The organism is Amycolatopsis sp. NPDC104819 (genome assembly GCF_055583145.1).
The window spans coordinates 47,474-66,947 of the sequence record NZ_JBVJON010000012.1; the positions used below are offsets into that span (position 1 = coordinate 47,474).

The 19,474-nt window shown below is 70.5% G+C and carries 16 protein-coding genes and 1 tRNA gene; 16 read left to right on the forward strand and 1 reads right to left on the reverse strand.

What is annotated here, in order from left to right; all coding sequences use genetic code 11:
• Positions 1 to 35: 35 nt before the first annotated feature.
• The 16 genes from ACZ63E_RS33165 to ACZ63E_RS33240 all read left to right on the forward strand — a co-directional run bounded on the left by ACZ63E_RS33165 (position 36) and on the right by ACZ63E_RS33240 (position 18,882).
• On the forward strand, positions 36 to 650 hold the full coding sequence (locus tag ACZ63E_RS33165; protein ID WP_465340143.1) for a nucleotidyltransferase family protein: 615 nt from the start codon (positions 36 to 38) through the stop codon (positions 648 to 650).
• A 266-nt stretch (positions 651 to 916) separates the two neighbouring features.
• On the forward strand, positions 917 to 1,786 hold the full coding sequence (locus ACZ63E_RS33170; RefSeq protein WP_465310533.1) for an AAA family ATPase: 870 nt from the start codon (positions 917 to 919) through the stop codon (positions 1,784 to 1,786).
• A 61-nt stretch (positions 1,787 to 1,847) separates the two neighbouring features.
• Positions 1,848 to 3,611 (forward strand): hypothetical protein, encoded by a 1,764-nt coding sequence (locus ACZ63E_RS33175; protein ID WP_465340144.1) that lies wholly within the window; start codon positions 1,848 to 1,850, stop codon positions 3,609 to 3,611.
• A 288-nt stretch (positions 3,612 to 3,899) separates the two neighbouring features.
• Positions 3,900 to 3,973, forward strand: a tRNA-Arg gene (locus ACZ63E_RS33180).
• 36 nt (positions 3,974 to 4,009) lie between these two features.
• Positions 4,010 to 5,122, forward strand: coding sequence for a vWA domain-containing protein (locus ACZ63E_RS33185; protein WP_465340145.1), 1,113 nt, complete (start codon positions 4,010 to 4,012; stop codon positions 5,120 to 5,122).
• Positions 5,115 to 6,227 carry an XdhC family protein gene (locus tag ACZ63E_RS33190; RefSeq protein ID WP_465340147.1) on the forward strand — a complete coding sequence of 371 codons (1,113 nt, stop codon included), beginning with the start codon at positions 5,115 to 5,117 and terminating at the stop codon, positions 6,225 to 6,227. The genes ACZ63E_RS33185 and ACZ63E_RS33190 overlap by 8 nt, the downstream gene beginning before the upstream one ends.
• A 187-nt stretch (positions 6,228 to 6,414) precedes the next feature.
• Entirely contained in the window at positions 6,415 to 6,939 is a 525-nt protein-coding gene (locus ACZ63E_RS33195; protein ID WP_465340149.1) for a (2Fe-2S)-binding protein, read from the forward strand.
• The gene (locus ACZ63E_RS33200) at positions 6,939 to 9,380 is read left to right on the forward strand and encodes a xanthine dehydrogenase family protein molybdopterin-binding subunit (RefSeq protein WP_465340150.1); all 2,442 of its coding nucleotides are present in this window, start codon (positions 6,939 to 6,941) and stop codon (positions 9,378 to 9,380) included. The genes ACZ63E_RS33195 and ACZ63E_RS33200 overlap by 1 nt, the downstream gene beginning before the upstream one ends.
• A complete protein-coding gene (locus ACZ63E_RS33205; protein ID WP_465310539.1) occupies positions 9,377 to 10,231 on the forward strand; it encodes an FAD binding domain-containing protein in 855 nt (284 codons plus the stop codon). The genes ACZ63E_RS33200 and ACZ63E_RS33205 overlap by 4 nt, the downstream gene beginning before the upstream one ends.
• Positions 10,232 to 10,316: 85 nt before the next feature.
• The gene (locus ACZ63E_RS33210; RefSeq protein ID WP_465340152.1) at positions 10,317 to 11,081 is read left to right on the forward strand and encodes an SRPBCC family protein; all 765 of its coding nucleotides are present in this window, start codon (positions 10,317 to 10,319) and stop codon (positions 11,079 to 11,081) included.
• Positions 11,082 to 11,317: 236 nt separating this feature from the next.
• Complete coding sequence (locus tag ACZ63E_RS33215; RefSeq protein WP_465340153.1) at positions 11,318 to 11,500, forward strand: hypothetical protein; 183 nt, start codon at positions 11,318 to 11,320, stop codon at positions 11,498 to 11,500.
• Between the two features lie 454 nt (positions 11,501 to 11,954).
• Positions 11,955 to 13,175, forward strand: coding sequence for a GGDEF domain-containing protein (locus ACZ63E_RS33220; RefSeq protein WP_465340399.1), 1,221 nt, complete (start codon positions 11,955 to 11,957; stop codon positions 13,173 to 13,175).
• 441 nt (positions 13,176 to 13,616) lie between these two features.
• On the forward strand, positions 13,617 to 14,684 hold the full coding sequence (locus ACZ63E_RS33225) for an NAD(P)-binding domain-containing protein (RefSeq protein ID WP_465340400.1): 1,068 nt from the start codon (positions 13,617 to 13,619) through the stop codon (positions 14,682 to 14,684).
• Between the two features lie 472 nt (positions 14,685 to 15,156).
• On the forward strand, positions 15,157 to 16,713 hold the full coding sequence (locus ACZ63E_RS33230; protein WP_465340401.1) for a discoidin domain-containing protein: 1,557 nt from the start codon (positions 15,157 to 15,159) through the stop codon (positions 16,711 to 16,713).
• 10 nt (positions 16,714 to 16,723) lie between these two features.
• Positions 16,724 to 17,953, forward strand: coding sequence for an MFS transporter (locus tag ACZ63E_RS33235; RefSeq protein ID WP_465340154.1), 1,230 nt, complete (start codon positions 16,724 to 16,726; stop codon positions 17,951 to 17,953).
• Complete coding sequence (locus tag ACZ63E_RS33240) at positions 17,950 to 18,882, forward strand: TolB-like translocation protein (RefSeq protein WP_465340155.1); 933 nt, start codon at positions 17,950 to 17,952, stop codon at positions 18,880 to 18,882. Before ACZ63E_RS33235 ends, ACZ63E_RS33240 begins: the two co-directional genes overlap by 4 nt.
• Here ACZ63E_RS33240 and ACZ63E_RS33245 read toward each other — a convergent pair.
• Complete coding sequence (locus ACZ63E_RS33245; protein ID WP_465340156.1) at positions 18,872 to 19,444, reverse strand: TetR/AcrR family transcriptional regulator; 573 nt, start codon at positions 19,442 to 19,444, stop codon at positions 18,872 to 18,874. The two genes, ACZ63E_RS33240 and ACZ63E_RS33245, sit on opposite strands and share 11 nt — an antisense overlap.
• Positions 19,445 to 19,474 lie beyond the last annotated feature (30 nt).

Consider the following 19,474-nt stretch of genomic DNA (forward strand, 5'->3'; position numbering starts at 1 on the left):
GAGCCCGCACCCTTCCCAGCGGCGCAGGTGCGCCCATGACTCGGTCCACCCGTCCGGTCGCGGGTCTCCTCCTCGCCGCCGGAGCCGGCCGTCGCTTCGGTGGCCCCAAGGCGCTCGCCGAAATCGACGGTGAACCACTCGTGCTCCGAGCCCTCCGAACTCTCACCGCCGCAGGCTGCGATCCGATCAGGGTTGTCCTCGGCGCGGCCTCCAACGAAGTCCGGGCACTCCTGCCCGACCCCGCCCAAGCAGTGGAAGCCGAGGACTGGGCGAGCGGCATGGGCGCCTCCCTCAAAGCGGGCCTGGCCGCCCTCACCAAAACCAACGGCCCGGAAGCGGCCCTGGTCCACCTGGTCGACCTGCCCTGGGTCGGCCCGGAAATCTTGACCCGGGTCGCCACCGACGCGACCACCAAAACGGTCGCCCGAGCGGCCTACGAGGGCGTACCCGGCCACCCGGTGCTGCTCGGCCGCCACTGGTGGCAGGAGATCGCCGAATCCGCCCAAGGCGACCGCGGCGCCCGCGACTGGCTGGCCGCCCGCACCGACCTCACCCTCATCGAGTGCGCCGACCTCGGCAGCGGCCGCGATGTCGACCGCCGCACCGACCTCCCAGCCACAACACCACCCACCAATCCACCGACCACCTGACCATCGGCCGCCCGCCGCCGATCACCTCGGCCGCCCGCCATCACCGGCTACCTCGCCGTCGGCCACCCTCGCGTCGGGCGCTGCCGCCGACTGATCGCCAGCCAGTCCGCCACCGACCACCTGGCCGCTGGTCACCCGGGCCGCCAGTCGCCTTCCTCGCAGGGCACCCGCCGTCGGCCACCTCACCACCTCCCACCTCACCGCCCGCCCCAACTCCGTCAACCACACCCCGGCAACCGCCGCACCCTCCGCCTACGATCGACTCCGTGACCGACTCGCCTGAAGAACTCGCCGCTGCCCTCGACGCGACCGGCTATCTCGCCGATGACGGGCTTGCGACCGCCGGGTTCCTCGCTCTGCGGATGGGGCGTCCGCTCTTCTGCGAAGGCGAACCCGGCACCGGCAAGACCTCGCTCGCCCTGGCGCTCGCCACCGCTCTCGACCGGCCGCTCATCCGGCTCCAGTGCCACGAGGGCATCGACGCCGCCCAAGCGCTCTACGAATGGGACTTCCCTCGGCAGCTGCTGCACCTGCGGGCCCTCGAGGCGGCCAACGACGGCGTCGTCGACGTCGAGGCCGCCGAACGGTCGCTCTACACCGAGCGGTTCCTGCTGGCCCGGCCGCTGCTGCAGGCCCTCATCACCACACCGTGCGTGCTGCTCGTCGACGAGATCGACCGGGCCGACGACGAGTTCGAGGCCTTCCTGCTGCAGCTGCTCGACGAGCACGCCGTCACCATCCCCGAGTACGGCGAGGTCCGCGCCGAAGTGCCGCCGCTGGTGGTGCTGACCTCCAACCGGACCCGCGAGGTGCACGACGCGCTCAAGCGCCGCTGCCTCTACCACTGGCTGGAACACCCGGACCTGGTTCGGGAGGTCACGATCCTGCGCCGTAGGATCCCGCGAATAGGTGAACTCCTTGCTCGGCAGGTGGCTGAAGCGGTGCAACGGCTCCGCCAAATGGACCTGCTGAAGCCACCAGGAGTAGCGGAATCACTCGATTGGGCGAAAGCCCTGATGGCTCTACAGCGAGACGAGCTGGACGCGGCATCGGCGGCGCGGACGCTCGGCGCGGTGCTGAAGTACAGCGAAGACCTCGACCGGGTCCGGGCGAAACTCGATGCCTTGTTCGCGTGAGCGTGAGCGCGCTTGACCGGCCGGTCCGGGGAACCACCGAAGGCGGGGGAGGACCTGCGGAATGAGCGTGGCGGAAACGACCGAGGCCAGGCCACTGGCCGAGCCGGCCCCGGATGAGGGCCGACCGGCTCCGGTGGCGACCCGGCTGGGGTGGCGCGGCAAGCTCGCCGCCGTGGCCGCGGTCCTCGGGGGCACCGCGCTGATCGCCGTGCACGCCTCGCTCTACGGCAACTGGCTGATCGACGACGCGGCCATCACCTTCGCCTACTCGCGCAACGTCGCCGACGGCTTCGGCCCGGTGCTGCAGCCCGGCGCCTCGCCGGTCGAGGGGTACTCCAACCCCACCTGGATGATCCTGCTGGCGCTGGGCAAGCTGGTCGGCCTGTTCGACCACGGCACGCTGTTCGGCATCTCCGACCAGATCCTCTTCCCGAAAGCGCTTGCCCTCGCCTGCTGCGTCGGCGTGCTCGTCTTCTTCTACTTCGGCGCGAAGACGCTCAGCCGCCGCCCGGCGCTGATCACCTTCCTCGCCGGCGCCACGCTCGCCGCGATCCCGTCGTTCGTGATCTGGTGCTTCTCCGGGCTGGAGAACTCGTTCTACGCGCTGACCGTCGCCGCGCTCGCCGTCGTGACCCTGCGGGCGGTGCAGAGCGGCCGGCTGCTGAGCTACCAGGTCGCCGCCGGCACCGGCCTGATCGCCATGCTGGCCGCGCTGACCCGGCCGGACGGGATCATCTACGCCGGCGCGTACCCGATCACCGTCCTGCTGTTCCTCAAGCGGGACGTGCTCGGCCGCAGCGTCCGCGCCGTGCTCGCCTCCGTCGCCGGGTTCGCCGTGCCGTACGGCGCTTACGTGGTCTTCCGCTGGTTCGAGTTCGGCCGGCTGGTGCCCAACACCGCCGTCGCGAAGGGGCAGGAGCCGCCTACTCTCGCCGACCTCGCCGCGCCCGGCCAGATCGTCGACTACGTGGGCTGGCTGGTCGTCGCGGTCGCGGTCGCGTGCCTGGTGCTGCTGCTGGTCCGCCCGTCGGGGCTGCGCACGGGGCTGATCGCGCTGCTCGTGCCGTTCGGGCTCACCGTCGTCGCGTTCGTCGTGCTCGAGTACGACTGGATGGGCCAGTTGCGGTTCGCCACCCCGGTGTGGACGCTCGGCGCGTTCGGCGGCGCGGTGGTCGTCGTCGAGGCGCTGGCCGCGACCCGGCTCCGCGGCCGGATCGTGCTGGCCTGCCTGCTCGTGGTCGGGCTGGTCAGCTCGCTGAACGGGCTCTACCAGCAGGGCACGCAGTACCGCGCCAACGTCAAGACCGCGATGTGCATCGTCGCCGAGCGCGACGCGCGGACCATCAACGGTTTTGCCGACATCCTGAAGCTGCCCGACACCGCGCAGGTCGGGCTCATCGACCTCGGCGGGACGTCGCTGGGCAGCCGCATCCGCGTGCTCGACCTGGCCGGGCTCGGGGACAAGCCGATCGCCGACTACCTGCACGAAGCCGACATGGCCGGTCTGCGCGACTACGTGTTCACCCAGGCCAAGCCGGAGCTGATCACGTTCATCGGCTCGTGGATCACAACGCTGCAGTTCGACCAGGACCCGCGCTTCACCAGCGACTACGAGACGATCTTCGTGAACCGGCCGACCGGCGACCAGACCGTCGACTCGCGCAACTGGGTCAGTTTCCACGTCCGCCGCGACCAAGTCGACGCCGCGAAACTCGCGGAACTGCAGGCTTACGCGCAGAAGACGCTGCCGCCGGTGCTGGAGCTCAACAAGACGGCGGGCCTGCGCGGCTGCGCGCCGATCACCCCCGGCATCAAGGCTTCCTGAACCACGACCGCACGCCGCCCCGGTAGTCCACAAAGGACTGCCGGGGCGGTGTCGTTAAATGCGTTGCCGCGTCGCGACGGGTCCGGCATTCTTCTTTCACCACCGAACAGCCGGACCGAAAGGAGGAGATCGTGACCGAACGCCGGAACCGCAGTGGCACGATCTCCGGTGCCCTTCGCTGAAATTCTTTCCGAAAGCTCTTCGCGCCCACCTCTCGCTACCTCGGGTCGGTCGCGGCGAAGAGCGCGGTCTGCGCCTGCCCGGGGAGGGGTGCGCGCAGGCCGCCCCGTCTCGGTAGCTCAGCAGGACAGAGCGCGGCGCTACGAACGCCGAGGTCCGAGGTTCGACTCCTCGCCGGGACACCGACAGCGCGCCCGAAACAGGCGCACAATGGGAAGATGACCACCGCCGCCGATCCGGTCGCCGGGTACGCCGGGTTCGCCGCCGCACTGCGCGAAGCAGGTGTCGCCTGCGACGCGCACCGCGTGCAGGCGTACCTCACGGCTGTCGGCGAAATCGACGTCTCCGAGCCCACGCAGCTCTACTGGGCCGGACGGCTGACGCTGTGTTCGAGCCCCGACGACCTCCCGTGTTACGAAGAGGCGTTCAGCCGGTGGTTTTCGATCGAAACGTCCACGCCGCAGCGGGCCAAGGCCGCCGCGCCGAAGCAGGCGCGGATCGCGCCGCTCGTCGACGCCGACGGGGGCGACGCCGAGGGCGGTGAAGACCGTGACCAGCTGAAAGTCGCCGCGAGCGCCCAGGAGGTGCTGCGCCACCGCGACCTCGCCGAGCTGACCACCGCCGAACGCGAACACCTCCGCGAGCTGCTCGCGACCCTGCACCCGGCACCCCCGAAACGCCCGGCTTCGCGCAAGACCCCGTCGAGGCGCGGCCGCCTGGATCCCTCGCGGACCTTGCGCGCGATGCTCGCCAGCGGCGGCGAACCCCTGAAGCTCGCGTACGTCCGCCGGGGCCGCCGGCCGCGGCGAGTGGTGCTGCTCATCGACGTCTCCGGTTCGATGAGCCCGTACGCCGACGCCCTGCTGCGGTTCGCCCACGTCCTGACACGGTCCGCGCCCCAGTCCGTCGAGGTGTTCACGCTGGGCACGCGCCTGACGCGGGTGTCGCGCCAGCTGCGTCAGCGCGACCCCGAACACGCGATGCTCGCGGCGGGTTCGGCGGTGCCGGACTTCGCCGGCGGCACGCGGCTCGGCGAGACGCTGCAAGCCTTCCTGAACCGCTGGGGCCGGCGCGGGGTGGCCCGCGGCGCGGTCGTCACGGTGTTCTCCGACGGCTGGGAACGCGGCGACACCAGCCTGCTCGGCGAGCAGCTCGCCCACCTGCGCCGGCTCGCGCACGCCGTATTCTGGGTGAATCCGCACGCCGGGCGTGCGGGGTACGCTCCGGTCCAGTCGGGCATCGTGGCCGCACTGCCCCACATCGACCGGCTGCTGGCCGGGCACACCCTGGCCACCTTGGAACGACTGCTCCGGGAGATTTCCGATGCGTGACGTACTGGACGACGTGTTCCGCCGCTGGTCGGCGGGGGAAACCGTCGGGCTCGGCACCGTGGTCGCCACCTTCTCGTCGGCGCCGCGCGCGCCCGGCGCGGCGATGGTCGTCGCCGCCGACGGCACCGTCGCCGGCAGCGTGTCCGGTGGCTGCGTCGAGGGCGCGGTCTACGAGCTCGCGCAGGAAGTCGTCGCCGAGCGCAAGCCGGTGCTGCAGCGGTACGGCGTCACCGACGACGACGCGTTCGCGGTGGGCCTGACCTGCGGCGGGATCATCGACATCTACGTCGAGCACGTCGACAGCGAATCGATGCCGGAGCTCGGCGACGTGGTCGCGTCCGTGCGCAACGGCGAGCCGGTCGCGGTCGTCACGGTCATCGAACACGAGCACGAGGGCCTGGTCGGCGAGCACATGATCGTCTGGCCGGACCGCACCGAAGGCTCGCTGGGCTCCTCGCGGATGGACGACGCGGTGGCCGACGACGCGCGCGGCCTGCTGGCCAGCGGCCGCACCGGCACCCTGCACTACGGCCCGGACGGGCAGCGCCGCGGCGAGGGCATGGCGGTGTTCGTCAACTCCTTCGAGCCGCCGCCCCGCCTGCTCGTGTTCGGCGCGATCGACTTCGCCGCCGCGATGGCGCGCATGGGCGCCTACCTCGGTTACCAGGTCACGGTGTGCGACGCGCGGCCGGTGTTCGCCACCAGCAGCCGCTTCCCGGACGCGCACGAGGTCGTCGTCGACTGGCCGCACCGCTACCTGACCGCGGAGGCCGACGCGGGCCGGATCGACCAGCGCACGGCGATCGCGGTGCTGACCCACGACCCCAAGTTCGACGTCCCGCTGCTGGAGGTCGCGCTGCGCCTGGAGGTCGGTTACGTCGGCGCGATGGGCTCCCGCAAGACGCACGACGACCGGTTCTCCCGCCTGCGCGAGGCCGGGATCACCGAGGGGGAGCTGGAGCGGCTGTCGTCGCCGATCGGTCTTGATCTCGGCGCCCGCACCCCCGAGGAGACGGCGGTGTCGATCGCGGCCGAGATCATCGCGCTGCGATGGGGCGGCGGCGGCCAGCGGCTCGCGGAACTCACCGGGCGCATCCACGGCTGAAAAGTTCACCCGGACGGCGCTTCCGCGGATGCGGAGATTCCACTGTGGATTCACCCGCACCTGCGGAAGCGACGCCCGAACCTGTGACACCAGGACTTGTCCGCGCCAAGAACGCGTAGCACGCTCGGGTCTGTGAGCCCGATCACGGTCGGGTCTGGCCGTTCCCGAACCGGTTCTTGGAGGCCTGATGCGCATCACCGTCACTGTCGACGGGACGAAGTACACCGACGAGGTCGAGCCCCGCACCTTGCTGGTCCACCACCTGCGCGAAAAGCTCGGCAAAGTCGGCACCGTCGTGGGCTGCGACACCAGCAACTGCGGAGCCTGCACCGTCCACCTCGACGGGCACAGCGTGAAATCCTGTTCTGTTCTGGCGGTGCAGGCCGACGGCTGCGAGGTCACCACGATCGAGGGCCTCGCCCGCGACGGCAAGCTGCACCCCGTCCAGCAGGCGTTCCACGACAACCACGCGCTGCAGTGCGGGTTCTGCACCCCCGGCATGATCATGCAGTCGATCGACCTGCTGGCCGACAACCCGGATCCGGACGAACAGGCCGTCCGCGAAGGACTCGAAGGCAACCTGTGCCGCTGCACCGGTTACCAGAACATCGTCCGCGCGGTCCGCGACGCCGCGCAGCACATGAGCCCCGGCGCCGGCCCCGAAGCCGAGCGGATCACCGAGACCAAGCACGTCGGCGTGGGTGGTGACTGATGACCGCCACGATCGAACCGGAGGTCGGAAAGTCCCGGCGCCGCAAGGAAGACGAGCGGCTGATCAGCGGGCGCACCCGCTGGACCGACAACATCGCGCTGCCGGGCATGCTGCACATGGCCGTCCTGCGCAGCCCGTTCGCGCACGCCAAGATCGTCTCGATCGACACGTCGGCGGCGAAGGGCGCGTCCGGCGTCGTCGCCGTCTACACCGCGAAGGACCTCGACCCGGACGGCGCGATCGGCATGCCCTGCGCGTGGCCGATCACGCAGGACATGAAGGCGCCACGCCGGCCGGTTCTCGCGTCCGACCAGGTCAACTTCGCCGGTGAAGGCGTCGCGGTCGTCGTCGCGCGTTCGTCCGCCGAAGCGCACGACGCGCTCGAGGAGATCGACGTCGAGTACGACGAGCTCCCGGTCGTCCTCGACATGGAAGCCGCGATCGCCGACGGCGCGCCGCTGGTGCACGAGGACCAGGGCAGCAACACGAGCGCGGTCTGGAAGTTCGACTCCGGCGAGGCCGGCACCGGCGGCAACGTCGAGGACGCGATCAGCTCGTCCGAAGTCGTGCTCAAGCGCCGCTTCCGCCAGCAACGTCTCGTCCCGGCCTTCATGGAGCCGCGCGCCTGCGTGGTCGACCCGACAGCCGCTCAGCTCACGATGTGGTCGGCCACGCAGGTCCCGCACATCCTGCGTGTGATGTCGGCGCTGACGCTCGGCATCCCCGAGCACAAGCTGCGCGTGATCGCCCCCGACGTCGGCGGCGGTTTCGGCGGCAAGATCGGCGTCCTGCCCGAAGAGATGATGTCGCTGCTGGTCGCGCGGAAGCTCGGCAAACCGGTCAAGTGGAACGAGTCGCGGTCCGAGACCATGCTCGCCGCCCACCACGGCCGCGACCAGATCCAGGACATCACCGTCTCGGCCACGCGCGAAGGCCAGGTGACCGGCCTCAAGGTCGAGCTGCTCGCCAACCTCGGCGCGTACAACGGGCTCGTCGGCCCCGGCGTGCCGATCCTCGGCGCGTTCATGTTCAACGCGATCTACAAGATCCCGGCGTACCACTTCGCGTGCACCAACGTGTACACGACGACGACGCTGACCGACGCCTACCGCGGCGCCGGCCGGCCGGAGGCGACGTTCGGGATCGAACGGATCATGGACGAGCTCGCCGTCGAGCTCGGCATGGACCCCCTGGAGCTGCGCGAGAAGAACTGGATCAAGCACGAGGAGTTCCCGTTCACCACGGTGTGCGGGCTGACCTACGACTCCGGCAACTACGAGGCGGCGACGGCCAAGGCCAAGGAGCTCTTCGACTACGACGGCCTGCGCGCCGAGCAGGAGAAGCGCCGCGCGTCGGGCGACAAGGTGCAGCTCGGCATCGGCATCTCGACGTTCACCGAGATGTGCGGGCTCGCGCCGTCGCGGGTGCTCGGCTCGCTCGACTACGGCGCCGGCGGCTGGGAGTACGCGTCGATCCGGATGCTGCCCACCGGCAAGGTCGAGGTGATGACCGGCGCGTCCGCGCACGGCCAGGGGCACGAGACGGCGTGGAGCCAGATCGTCGCCGACCAGCTGGGCGTCGCGTTCGAGGACGTCGAAATCCTGCACGGCGACACGCAGTCGTCGCACAAGGGCATGGACACCTACGGCTCGCGGTCGCTGGTCGTCGGCGGGATCGCCGTCGTCAAGGCGGCGGAGAAGGTCGTCGCGAAGGCCAAGCCGATCGCGGCGCACCTGCTCGAATGCGCCGAAGACGACCTGGAGTTCGCGAACGGCAAGTTCACGGTGAAGGGCACCGACACGTCGACGTCGATGGGCGACGTCGCGCTCGCGGTGTTCGCCGCGCACAACCTGCCCGACGGGGTCGAGCCGTCCCTCGACTCGGACGCGACGTTCGACCCGGAGAACTTCTCGTTCCCGCACGGCACGCACCTGTGCGCGGCCGAAGTGGACACCGAGACGGGCCGGATCAAGCTGCGCTCGTATGTCTGCGTCGACGACGTCGGCGTCGCGGTGAACCCGCTGATCGTCGAGGGCCAGGTGCACGGCGGGCTCGCGCAGGGCATCGCGCAGGCGCTGTTCGAAGGCACCGAGCACGACGAAAGCGGCACGCTCACCACCGGCACGTTCGCCGACTACCTGCTGCCGTCGGCGGCCGACCTGCCCTCGTTCACCACCGACCGCACGGAAACGCCGTCGACGACGAACCCGCTCGGCGCCAAGGGCGTCGGGGAAGCGGGCACGATCGCGTCCACGCCGGCGGTGGTCAACGCGGTGATCGACGCGGTGCGCCACTTCGGGGTGAACGACATCGAGATGCCGTTGACGCCGATGCGGGTGTGGCACGCGATGCACCACGGCACGACCGACGCCGGCGGCCCCGGCCGCGACGAGGCCGGCGGCGGCCTCGGTTCGATCGACGCCACCGGAGGTGCGCAGTGATCCCGGCTTCCTTCGACTACGTCCGCCCGTCCACAGTGGACGAAGCGGTGCAGGCGCTGGCGTCGGCGGGCGAGGACGCCAAGGTGCTGGCCGGCGGGCAGAGCCTGCTGCCGGTGCTGCGGATGCGGCTCGCCACGCCGACGACGTTGATCGACCTCGGGCGCGTCGCGGAGCTGCGCGGCGTGCGCGAGGACGGTGACACGTTGGTGATCGGCGCGATGACGACGCACTACGACGTCCAGCGCGACTCGCTGATCGCGTCGCACGCGGCTCTGTTGAAAGAGGCGACGGACACGGTCGCCGATCCGCAGATCCGCCACCGCGGGACTTTGGGCGGCGCGATTTCGCACGCCGACCCGGCCGGGGACCTCCTCGCGCCGGTGCTGGCGCTGGACGCGTCGCTGGTCGTCGCCGGGCCATCGGGACGGCGGACGGTGCCGGCCGCGGAGTTCTTCCAGGACCTGTTCACCACGGCGCTGGCGCCGGACGAGCTGCTGGTCGAGGTCCGCGTGCCCAAGCACACCGGGTGGCGGGCGCACTACGAGAAGTTCAACCGGGTCGCCCAGGCGTGGTCGATGGTCGCGGTCGCGGTCACCGTCCGCACCGAAGCGGGTGTCATCGAGGAAGCCCGGGTCGCGCTGACGAACATGGGTTCGACTCCAGTGCGGGCGTCTGGTGTCGAAGCGGCGCTGGTCGGCGTCCAGGCCTCGGCGGATTCCATCGCCGCGGCGGCTTCCCATGCGGCGGAAGGCACGAATCCGCCGGTCGACAGCAACGCCGACGTCGAATACCGCCGTCACCTGGCCCAGGTCTTGACAGGCCGGGCCATCACGGCGGCGGCCGGAGCCTGACGCACCCCTTCACCGCCCTGGCCGCCGCCCCGGCGGCGGCTAGGGTGGGGTGGGTCCGGCTCGTCTCGAGGAAGGAGGTCGGCCCGTGCGGCTCGACCACGAATTCACCGTCCCGGCTCCGATCGGCGAGGTCTGGCAGGCGGTCGTCGACCCCGAGCGGGTGGCCCCCTGCATGCCGGGCGCCACGCTGACCAAGGTCGAAGGGGACAAGTTCAGCGGGACGGTGAAGGTCAAGCTCGGGCCGATTTCCCTGCTGTACAAGGGGAACGGCGAGTTCCTGGAGAAGGACGAGACGGAGCACAAGGTCACGATCAAGGCATCGGGCAAGGATTCACGAGGCGCAGGCACAGCGGCGGCCACGGTGACGTTGACGCTGACGGAGGCCGAGGGCGGCACGCACGGCACGGTCGCGACGGACCTGGCGATCACGGGCAAGCCGGCCCAGTTCGGGCGCGGCCTGATCAGCGAGGTCGGCGGGAAGATCCTCGACACGTTTGCGGGGTGCCTGTCGGGCAAGTTGGCTCCGGCGGAGCCGGTTGCAGCGCCGGCCCCGAAGCCGGTTGCGGCGGCGCCGGCGTCAGCCCCGGCCTCGGCTGAACCGGTGGCCAAGCCGGAACGGGCGGTGAAACCGGCCCCGACCACGGCAGAGATCAACACGGAACCTCGCGCGGCGTCGTCGGCGCCTGCTGACCGGCCGCCGCTTCGCAGCGTCCCGGCGGCCCCGGAGACGGAAGCGATCGACTTGCTCGACTACGCGGGCCAGTCGGTGCTGAAGAGGTTGGCGCCGGTGTTGCTGGGAATCGCGGCGGTGGTCGGCCTGGCGGCGATCGTCCGCGCGTTGCGCAAGTAGCCGGGAGAGTCGCATTTGCGCAGGTGCCGACAGTCGAGGCTGTCGGCCGGCTGAACCTTGCGCGGTGGCCTTGGCGCTATTGGCTGTCGGCTGATCTTCGCGCGGTGATCCTGGCTCGGTGTGTTGCCAGCCCGCTGAACTTCGGACGGTGATCGTGGCTTTGGTTGCGGTCGGCTGGCTGATCTTCGCTCGGCGACCGTGGCTTTGGTTGCGGTCGGTCGGCTGAACTTCGCGCGGTGATCCTGGCCCTGAGTGTTGCCGGCCCCGCTGGACTTCGCGCGGTGATCCTGGCCCTGAGTGTTGCCGGCCCCGCTGGACTTCGCGCGGTGATCCTGGCCCTGGGTGCTGCCGGCCCCGCTGGACTTCGCGCGGTGATCGTGGCTCTGCTTGCGGTCGGCCGGCTGAATTCCGCCTGGTGACCTGGCTCGGCGTGCTGCCGGCTGGCTGAACTCGGCCCGGTTGGTCGCGATCGGCGAGCTGGCGCGCTCGCTCGGCATCCACCTCCTCCTGGCGACCCCTGGCTCTGTCGGCTTCGGGATCGCGGCGGTGGGATTCCCACTTCCGCGTTCCCGCCCCGCCGTTCCCGCCCCGCTGTTCCCGGCGTGACACTCGCTCCGAGCGTCACCAGTGCCCCTGAGCTGGGCGGATCTACCCTGCGCGGGTCTTCGAGCAGGCGCGTTGCCCACAATTCCCCCGGACCGGCGACGCGCGTCGCCGGAACGGCTACGCTGGGCGACCTGGTCGGCCGAACTTCGCGCAAGGGGTACGTCAGATGCCGGTCCGTCACTTCGCTGGCTTCGGTTCTTGAGGGCCCAGGCCGACGTGCGCCGGGAAGCGCTTTCCGCCTGGCCGGGCTGGCCCGCGCGCTGGGAAATGTGGGCCGGGGCGAAGGTCCGTTGGATCACGTACGCGCTCTGTTGTGAGCTGGTCGCCGTCGCGGCGACCGTGGCGGCGCTGGTCACCGGGTTCGGGGGGCCGGTGCGGCCGGTCTGGTTCGCGGTGCTGGTCGCGCTCGGCGTCGCGCAGGCCGAGATGTCCCGGCGCATCGAGCGGCTGCGGCGGTGGATGAGCGGGCAGACACACATCAACGTCACGTCGGTCTGGTACCTCGCCGGTGTTGTCCTGCTCCCGCCGGCGTGGGTGGCGCTGCTGGCCCTCGTGCTCTACACGCACCTGTGGGTGCGGGTGTGGCGTCAGGTCCGGACGCGTCCCGCGCACCGCTTCGTCGCGAGCACGGCGTGGGCGATGCTCTCGTGCTTCGCGGCTTCGTCCGTTCTCGCGGTGTCCGGGCTGCACGGGACGTCGCTGCAGACGCCGCGCGGGCTGTTCGCGCTGTGCCTGGCCGCGGTGGTGTTCGAGCTGGTGAACATGGGCCTGGTCGCGGCGGGCATCTACCTCTACACGAGCCAGCGCTCGGCGGCGGACCTGATCGGCACGTGGGAGGACAACGCGTTCGAGGTGGCGACGCTCTGCCTGGGCGGCCTCGCGGCGCTAGCGTTGGTCGAGCAGCCGGTGCTGGTGGTGTTCGTCGTGGCGCCGTTGTTGTTGCTGCACAGGTACCTGCTGCTGAAACAGCAACTGCAGGTGGCCGCGGTCACGGACGAGAAGACAGGCCTGCTGAACACGGCCGGCTGGCACGATTCAGCGGTCCGCGAGCACTCACGTTCCCTGCGGCGCGGCACGATCGGTTTCGCGGTGCTGATGATCGACCTCGACCACTTCAAACGGATCAACGACACATACGGCCACCTGACCGGCGACGACGTGCTGGCCGCGGTGGCGGTGGCGATCTCCGGATCGGTCCGCCAAGGCGACACGGTCGGCCGTTTCGGCGGCGAGGAGTTCGTGGTGCTGCTGCCGGGCATCGGCCGCGCCGACGTGCTCGGCATCGCCGAGCGGGTGCGGGTGGCGGTGGGGGAGTTGAACGTGGTGATCTCCACGGGTGGCGGGACGGTCCGGGTGAGTGGTCTGTCGGTGTCGATCGGAGTGGCCCGCCACCCCGACGCGGGCCCGACGCTCGACGACGTGCTCCGCTCGGCTGATGCCGCGCTGTATCGGGCGAAGGAGGCCGGTCGCAACCAGGTCGCGGTGTGACCGCGGCACCGGTCGGCTGGTGCGGTGGGTTCTGCCGGGGATTGGGGCCGTTCGGCTGGCGCTCCGCAGTTGCCGCCGGAGTGGTTCGGTTGGTGCGGTGGGGGTGCTGCCGGGTGTGAGCTGGGGCGGTTCGGTTGGCGCCGCGGAGTTGTTGTCGGAGTGGGCTTGGTTGGTGCGGTGGAGGTGCTGCCGGGACTGAGCTGGGTCGATCCGGCTGGCGCTGCGGGGTTGCGGTGGGGCAAGCCGGGAGGTTCGGCACGTGCGGCTGCGGTGCAGCGGCCGGCGAGGTGAGCGGGACCGCGGCTCGGCAGTGGTCGGGCCTGACCCGCGTGGCGTGCGGAGACAGTGCGCCGAGGCGTGGGCAGGCGCGCGGCTACGGCCACCGGCCCTGATGTGACCTACGGCGCGAAATACCTCGACCGGGGCGTCGTTGAAAACCACATGAGCGGCGCTGATCACGAGACGGACGTGGTGGTGATCGGGGCCGGGCAGGCGGGGCTTTCCGCGGCCTATCACCTGCGCCGGGCCGGGTTTGCCAATGGCTCTGGCTTTGTTGTGCTCGACCATGGGAAGCGGGCTGGGGGTGCGTGGCAGTACCGGTGGCCGTCGCTGGTTTTGGGGAAGGTTCATGGCATCTATGACCTTCCGGGCATGGCCTTCGGGACCCCCGACGTGAGCCGTCCGGCTTCTGAGGTGGTTTCCGAGTACTTTGCGCGCTTTGAGAGCGTTTATGACCTTCCTGTCTTCAGGCCCGTCGACGTCCAGTCCGTGACGCGGGCGGGGGAGCGGCTCGTGGTGACGAGCCCGGCCGAGTCATGGGCCGCTCGGGCCGTGATCAGTGCGACCGGCACCTGGGACCGGCCCTTCTGGCCGCACTACCCCGGCCAAGAGACCTTCGCCGGCCGGCAGGTGCACACCGCCGACTACACCGGGCCGGAAGAGTTCCGTGGCCGGCGGGTCGTGGTGGTCGGGGGTGGGGCCTCGGCCGTTCAGCTGCTCATGGAGTTCGCCCCGCTGGCCCGCGCGACGGCTTGGGTGACGCGGCGTCCGCCCGTCTGGCGCGACGAACCCTTCAGCGAGGACTGGGGACGCAACGCCGTCGCGAAGGTCGACGAACGGGTGCGCGCCGGGTTGGCGCCCGAGAGCGTTGTGAGCGTCACCGATCTCGCCGTGACGCCTGAAGTGCGGGCCGCGCGTGCGGCCGGGATCCTCGAGCGGCGGCCGATGTTCGACCGGATCACGCCCGACGGTGTCGTGTGGGCGGACGGCTCTCGCTTCGACGCCGACGTCATCCTCTGGGCGACCGGCTTCCGCGCGGCGATCGACCACCTCGCGCCCTTGCGCGTGCGGGAACCTGGCGGCGGGATCCGGATGGACGGCACGCGCGTGGTGCGTGAGCCGCGGCTGCACCTGGTCGGCTACGGGCCTTCGGCGAGCACGGTCGGGGCGAACCGGGCGGGACGCGCCGCTGTCGGCGAGGTCAAGAAGCTGCTGAGTTCGGACGACTGAGGTCATGCATCCGAAGTTACCCGAACACCTGTGCGATGGTCATCGCTGGATCGGGTGAAGGTCAAGCACGCGACGCGACTAGTTTTTTGGCTTGAAATAAGGGAAACAAGCGCGACGCGATGGGCGCTGCCCCCGGTTCCCACGCTACCCGCGACCACCGACAAAATCGGCGGCGGAGCGGGAAAGGTCGGGGCTCTGCGGCACCCATCCCGCCTCACGGTGCAATGCACCGGTCATCGAGAACCGCGCTGACCAGCGGAAACCCGCCCAAACTCACCCTCTTGACCGATTCAACGACAAGACACGTCTTGTCAGCCGAAAGCGGTCATCGCTAAAGTCGCTTTAGTTAGGAAACTTTCTTAACAGTTCATCTCGAGTTCACCCGACGCCGCAGCCCACCAGCCACCGCCAGGCCCAGAAGGAGCGCGACGTGCCGTCGACCCGCCTACGCACATTCACCCGCCTCACACCCGTGGTCGCCGCGATCACGCTGCTCCCCGGAGCGATCGCCGCGGCCGGTACCCCGCAGGCCGATGTCCTGCTCTCCCAAGGAAAACCGGTCGCGACGTCCACCGTCGAGAGCTCCGCCTACGCCGGGGCGAAGGCCGTCGACGGCAGCGCCACCACCCGGTGGGCCAGCGTCGAAGGCGCCGATCCGCAGTGGCTGCGGATCGACCTCGGCCAGTCCGCCGCGATCCACCGCGTGGTCCTGAACTGGGAAGCCGCCTACGCCAAGAAGTACCGCATCGAGGTCTCCGACGACGGCACGACCTTCACCACCGCCGCCACCAACAACACCGGTGACGGCAAGACCGACGAGCTGACCCTCGCCGCCCACGGCCGTTACGTGCGCCTCGTCGGCCTCGCCCGCGCCACGAGCTACGGCTACTCCCTCTGGGAGATGCAGGTCTTCGGCTCGACGGACTCCTCCGGCGACACCCAGGCCCCGACCACCCCGGCCGGCCTCGCCGCGGGCACGACCACCGCGACCAGCACCGTCCTGACCTGGAACGCCGCCACGGACAACGTCGGTGTCGCCGGCTACGACGTCCTCCGCAACGGAACCGTCGTCGCCACCAGCACAACGCCGTCCTACACCGACACCGGCCTCACGCCCGACACCAGCTACTCCTACGCGGTCCGGGCCCGCGACGCCGCGGGGAACACCTCGCCGTCGAGCGCCCCGGTCACCGTGAAGACCCAGGCGGGCAACGGAAGCGGCTTCGTGCTCGCCGCCGCCGGCGACATCGCCGAACGCTGCACCGCGAGCAGTTCGAGCTGTGCCCACGTGAAGACGGCGAAACTCGTCGAGCAGATGAACCCGGCCGCCGTGATCACCATGGGCGACAACCAGTACGACGACGCCCACCTCTCGGACTTCAAGGCCTACTACGACAAGACCTGGGGCAAGTTCAAGAACATCACGCACCCCATCCCGGGCAACCACGAGTCCTACGACGAGCCGAAGTTCAAGGGGTACGAGGACTACTTCGGCGCCATCGCGAAGCCCCAGGGCCAGCGCTACTACAGCTGGGAAATGGGCAACTGGCACTTCATCGCCCTCGACTCCAACGACTTCGTCACCCACGACGACTTCGCCGAGCCGCCCCAGATCACCTGGCTCAAGCAGGACCTCGCCAAGAACACCAAGGGCTGCGTCGCGGCGTACTACCACCACCCGCGCTGGAGCTCCGGTGACCACGGGGACAACAAGGACAGCGTCGAGCTCTGGAACATCATGACCGCCGGCAAGGTCGACCTCGTCCTCAACGGCCACGACCACGACTACGAGCGGTTCGTGCCGCAGAACGCCGAGGGCAAGGCGGACGCGAACGGTCCCGTCGAGATCGTCGGCGGTTCGGGCGGCGCCAACCTCTACGACCTGAGCCCCGCGCACCAGACGACCGCCAAGCTGCTCAAGACCTTCGGCGTCCTCAAGCTGTCGATGACGGACACGTCGTTCCAGTCGCAGCTGATGGGGGTCGACGGCAAGGTCCTCGACAGCAGCCCGACCTACACCTGCCACTAGGGGGACCGGCATGTACATCGCGGCAAGCCGTGCTTCGGACCTGGGGGCCGACGAGAACCGGAAGCCCGTGCTCAAGAGGGTTTCCGCCAACGTGGTGGCGCTCGGCATGGTCAGCCTGGTCACCGACGTCTCGTCGGAGATGGTCACCGCCGTCCTCCCGCTCTACCTGGTGCTCGGCCTCGGCCTGAACCCGCTGCAGTTCGGGCTGCTCGACGGGCTCTACGCCGGCGCCACCGCCCTCGTGCGGGTGCTCGGCGGCCACCTCGCCGACCGGTGGCGGCGGCTCAAGGCGGTCGCCGGGTTCGGGTACGGCTTGTCCGCGGTGTGCAAGCTCGGCCTGGTCGCGGCCGGCTCCTCGGTCGCGGCGATCGGGGTGGTGCTCGCCGCCGACCGCACCGGCAAGGGGGTGCGCACCGCGCCCCGCGACGCGCTGATCTCGCTCAGCAGCGAGCCCGGTGCGCTCGGCCGGTCGTTCGGGGTGCACCGCGCCCTCGACACCGTCGGCGCGTTCCTCGGCCCGCTGGTCGCGATGGCGGTCCTCGCGCTGAGCCTCGGCAGCTACACCAGCGTGTTCTTCACCAGCTTCTGCGTCGCGGCGATCGCCGTGCTGCTCCTCGTCCTGTTCGTCAAGGACCACCCCGGCGGCGTCGACCGGGCCGCCGTGTCGCTGCGAGCGGCGGCGGGTCTGCTCAAGCGGAGCGACTTCCGGCGCGTCACGCTCTGGGTCGCGTTGCTCGGCCTGGTGACGGTCGGCGACTCCTTCGTCTACCTCGTCCTGCAGCGGAAGTGGGAGATCGCCGCGACGTTCTTCCCGCTGCTGCCGCTGGGCACCGCCGGGGTCTACCTGGTGCTCGCCGTGCCCTTGGGCAAGCTCGCCGACCGCGTCGGCCGCTGGCCGGTGTTCCTCGGCGGCCACGGCGCGCTCTGCCTGGCCCTCGTGCTGCTCTGCGGTCCGGCCTACGCGGCGCTCCCCGTCGTCGCGCTCGGTCTGCACGGGGTGTTCTACGCGGCCACCGACGGGGTGCTCATGGCCGCCGCCGGCCCGCTCGTGCCGCCCGACCTGCGGGCCACCGGCCTCGCCGTCGTGCAGACGGGACCGGCGGTGGCGCGCATGGTCTCGTCCGTCCTCTTCGGACTGGCCTGGACGCTCTGGGACCTGGGGCCGGCGGTGCTCGTCGCCGCGGGCTGCCTGGCTGCCGTCGCCCTCGCCGCCGCTCTCGTGAAACCGGTGCGCCCGTGAAGAAACTCGTCCTCGCCCTCATCGGCACGGCGCTCCTGATCGCCGCGGCCGTCGTCTACACCGTCAGCGCCCGCCACGACACGGCGGACGCCGAACCGGCCGCCCAGCTCACGCTGAGCCCCGGGCAGCTGCTGTTCCGCGACACCGCCACCGGCCGCGTCGGCACCCTCGGCCCGGAAAAACGGCAGCTCAGCGGCCTCAAGTGCGACCGGTTCGCGGTGGCGAAGCGGACCGCGGTGTGCCTCGCCGTCCAGCCCGGCACGCTCCCGGCGAAGACCGACGTCCTCGTGCTCGACGACCACCTGGCCGTCCGCCACACCGAAACCCTGCCGGGCACGCCGAGCCGCGCCCAGGTGTCCCCGGACGGCAAGCGCGTCTACTGGACGCTGTTCGTCACCGGCGACTCCTACGCCGCAACGGGTTTCTCGACCCGCGCCGGGATCTACGACGTCGACGACGGACAGCTCGTCAAGACGATCGAGGAGCTCCCGGTGTTCGTCGACGGCGAGCGCTACTTCGCCGCCGACGCCAACTACTGGGGCATCACGTTCGCCCCCGATGGCAACCGCTTCTACGCCACGCTCGGCAGCAAGGGCAAGACCTACCTCGTCGAAGGCGACTACGCCCGCTACCGCGGAAAAGCGCTGCGCGAGAACGTCGAATGCCCGTCGCTGTCCCCGGACGCCACCCGGATCGCCTTCAAGAAGAAGGTGGGTGAAGGCGTCTGGCGGCTCTCGGTCCTCGACTTGAAGACGATGAGGGAGACCGAGCTGGCGGAACAGCGCAGTGTCGACGACCAGGCACTGTGGCAAGACGACCACACCGTGCTCTACGGCCTGGACAACGTCGTCTGGGCGGTCCCGGCGGACGGTTCCGGCGCGCCGCGGAAGCTGGTCGACGGCGCCGCGTCGCCCGCCGTCACGGGGTGACGCCGACCGCCGCGAACAGCGTGCGGACGCAGAGGTCGCGCAGCTCCTCCTGGGTGACCTTCGGCTGGTCGAGCCAGTCGAGGATCATCGCCGCCACGAACGCGAGCCAGCCGCGCACGGCCAGCCGCGTCACCTCGGTGACCGGGGTCAGCAGGCTCACCGCGTCCAGGATGCGCGACGCGTTCGCGGCCATCCCGGCTTCGCGGATCTCCTGGATCTCGCGGTCGGCGCCGCTCGCGGCCCGGTGCACGACCCGGTAGCCGTCCGGGTGCGTGCGCGCGAACTCGAGGTACACGTCGAGCCCGGCCCGCAGCTGCTCGGCGACGGGCAGGGCCGGGTCGGGCTCGCTCATCGCCAGCAGCTGGTCGCGCTGCGCGCGGACGATCGAGGCGAAGAAGTCCTTCTTGGTGGGGAAGTAGTGGTACAGCAGGCCGCGGGAGACCTGCGCGATCTCGGCGACCTCTTCGATCCACACCTCGTCGTACGGCCGCTTCGCGAACAACCCGGCGCCGATCGCGAGGAGCTGCTCGCGCCGTTGCTCGGTGCTCAGCCTCGTCCGCATCCCCGAACCTTACTTGACACGGGTTCAGTA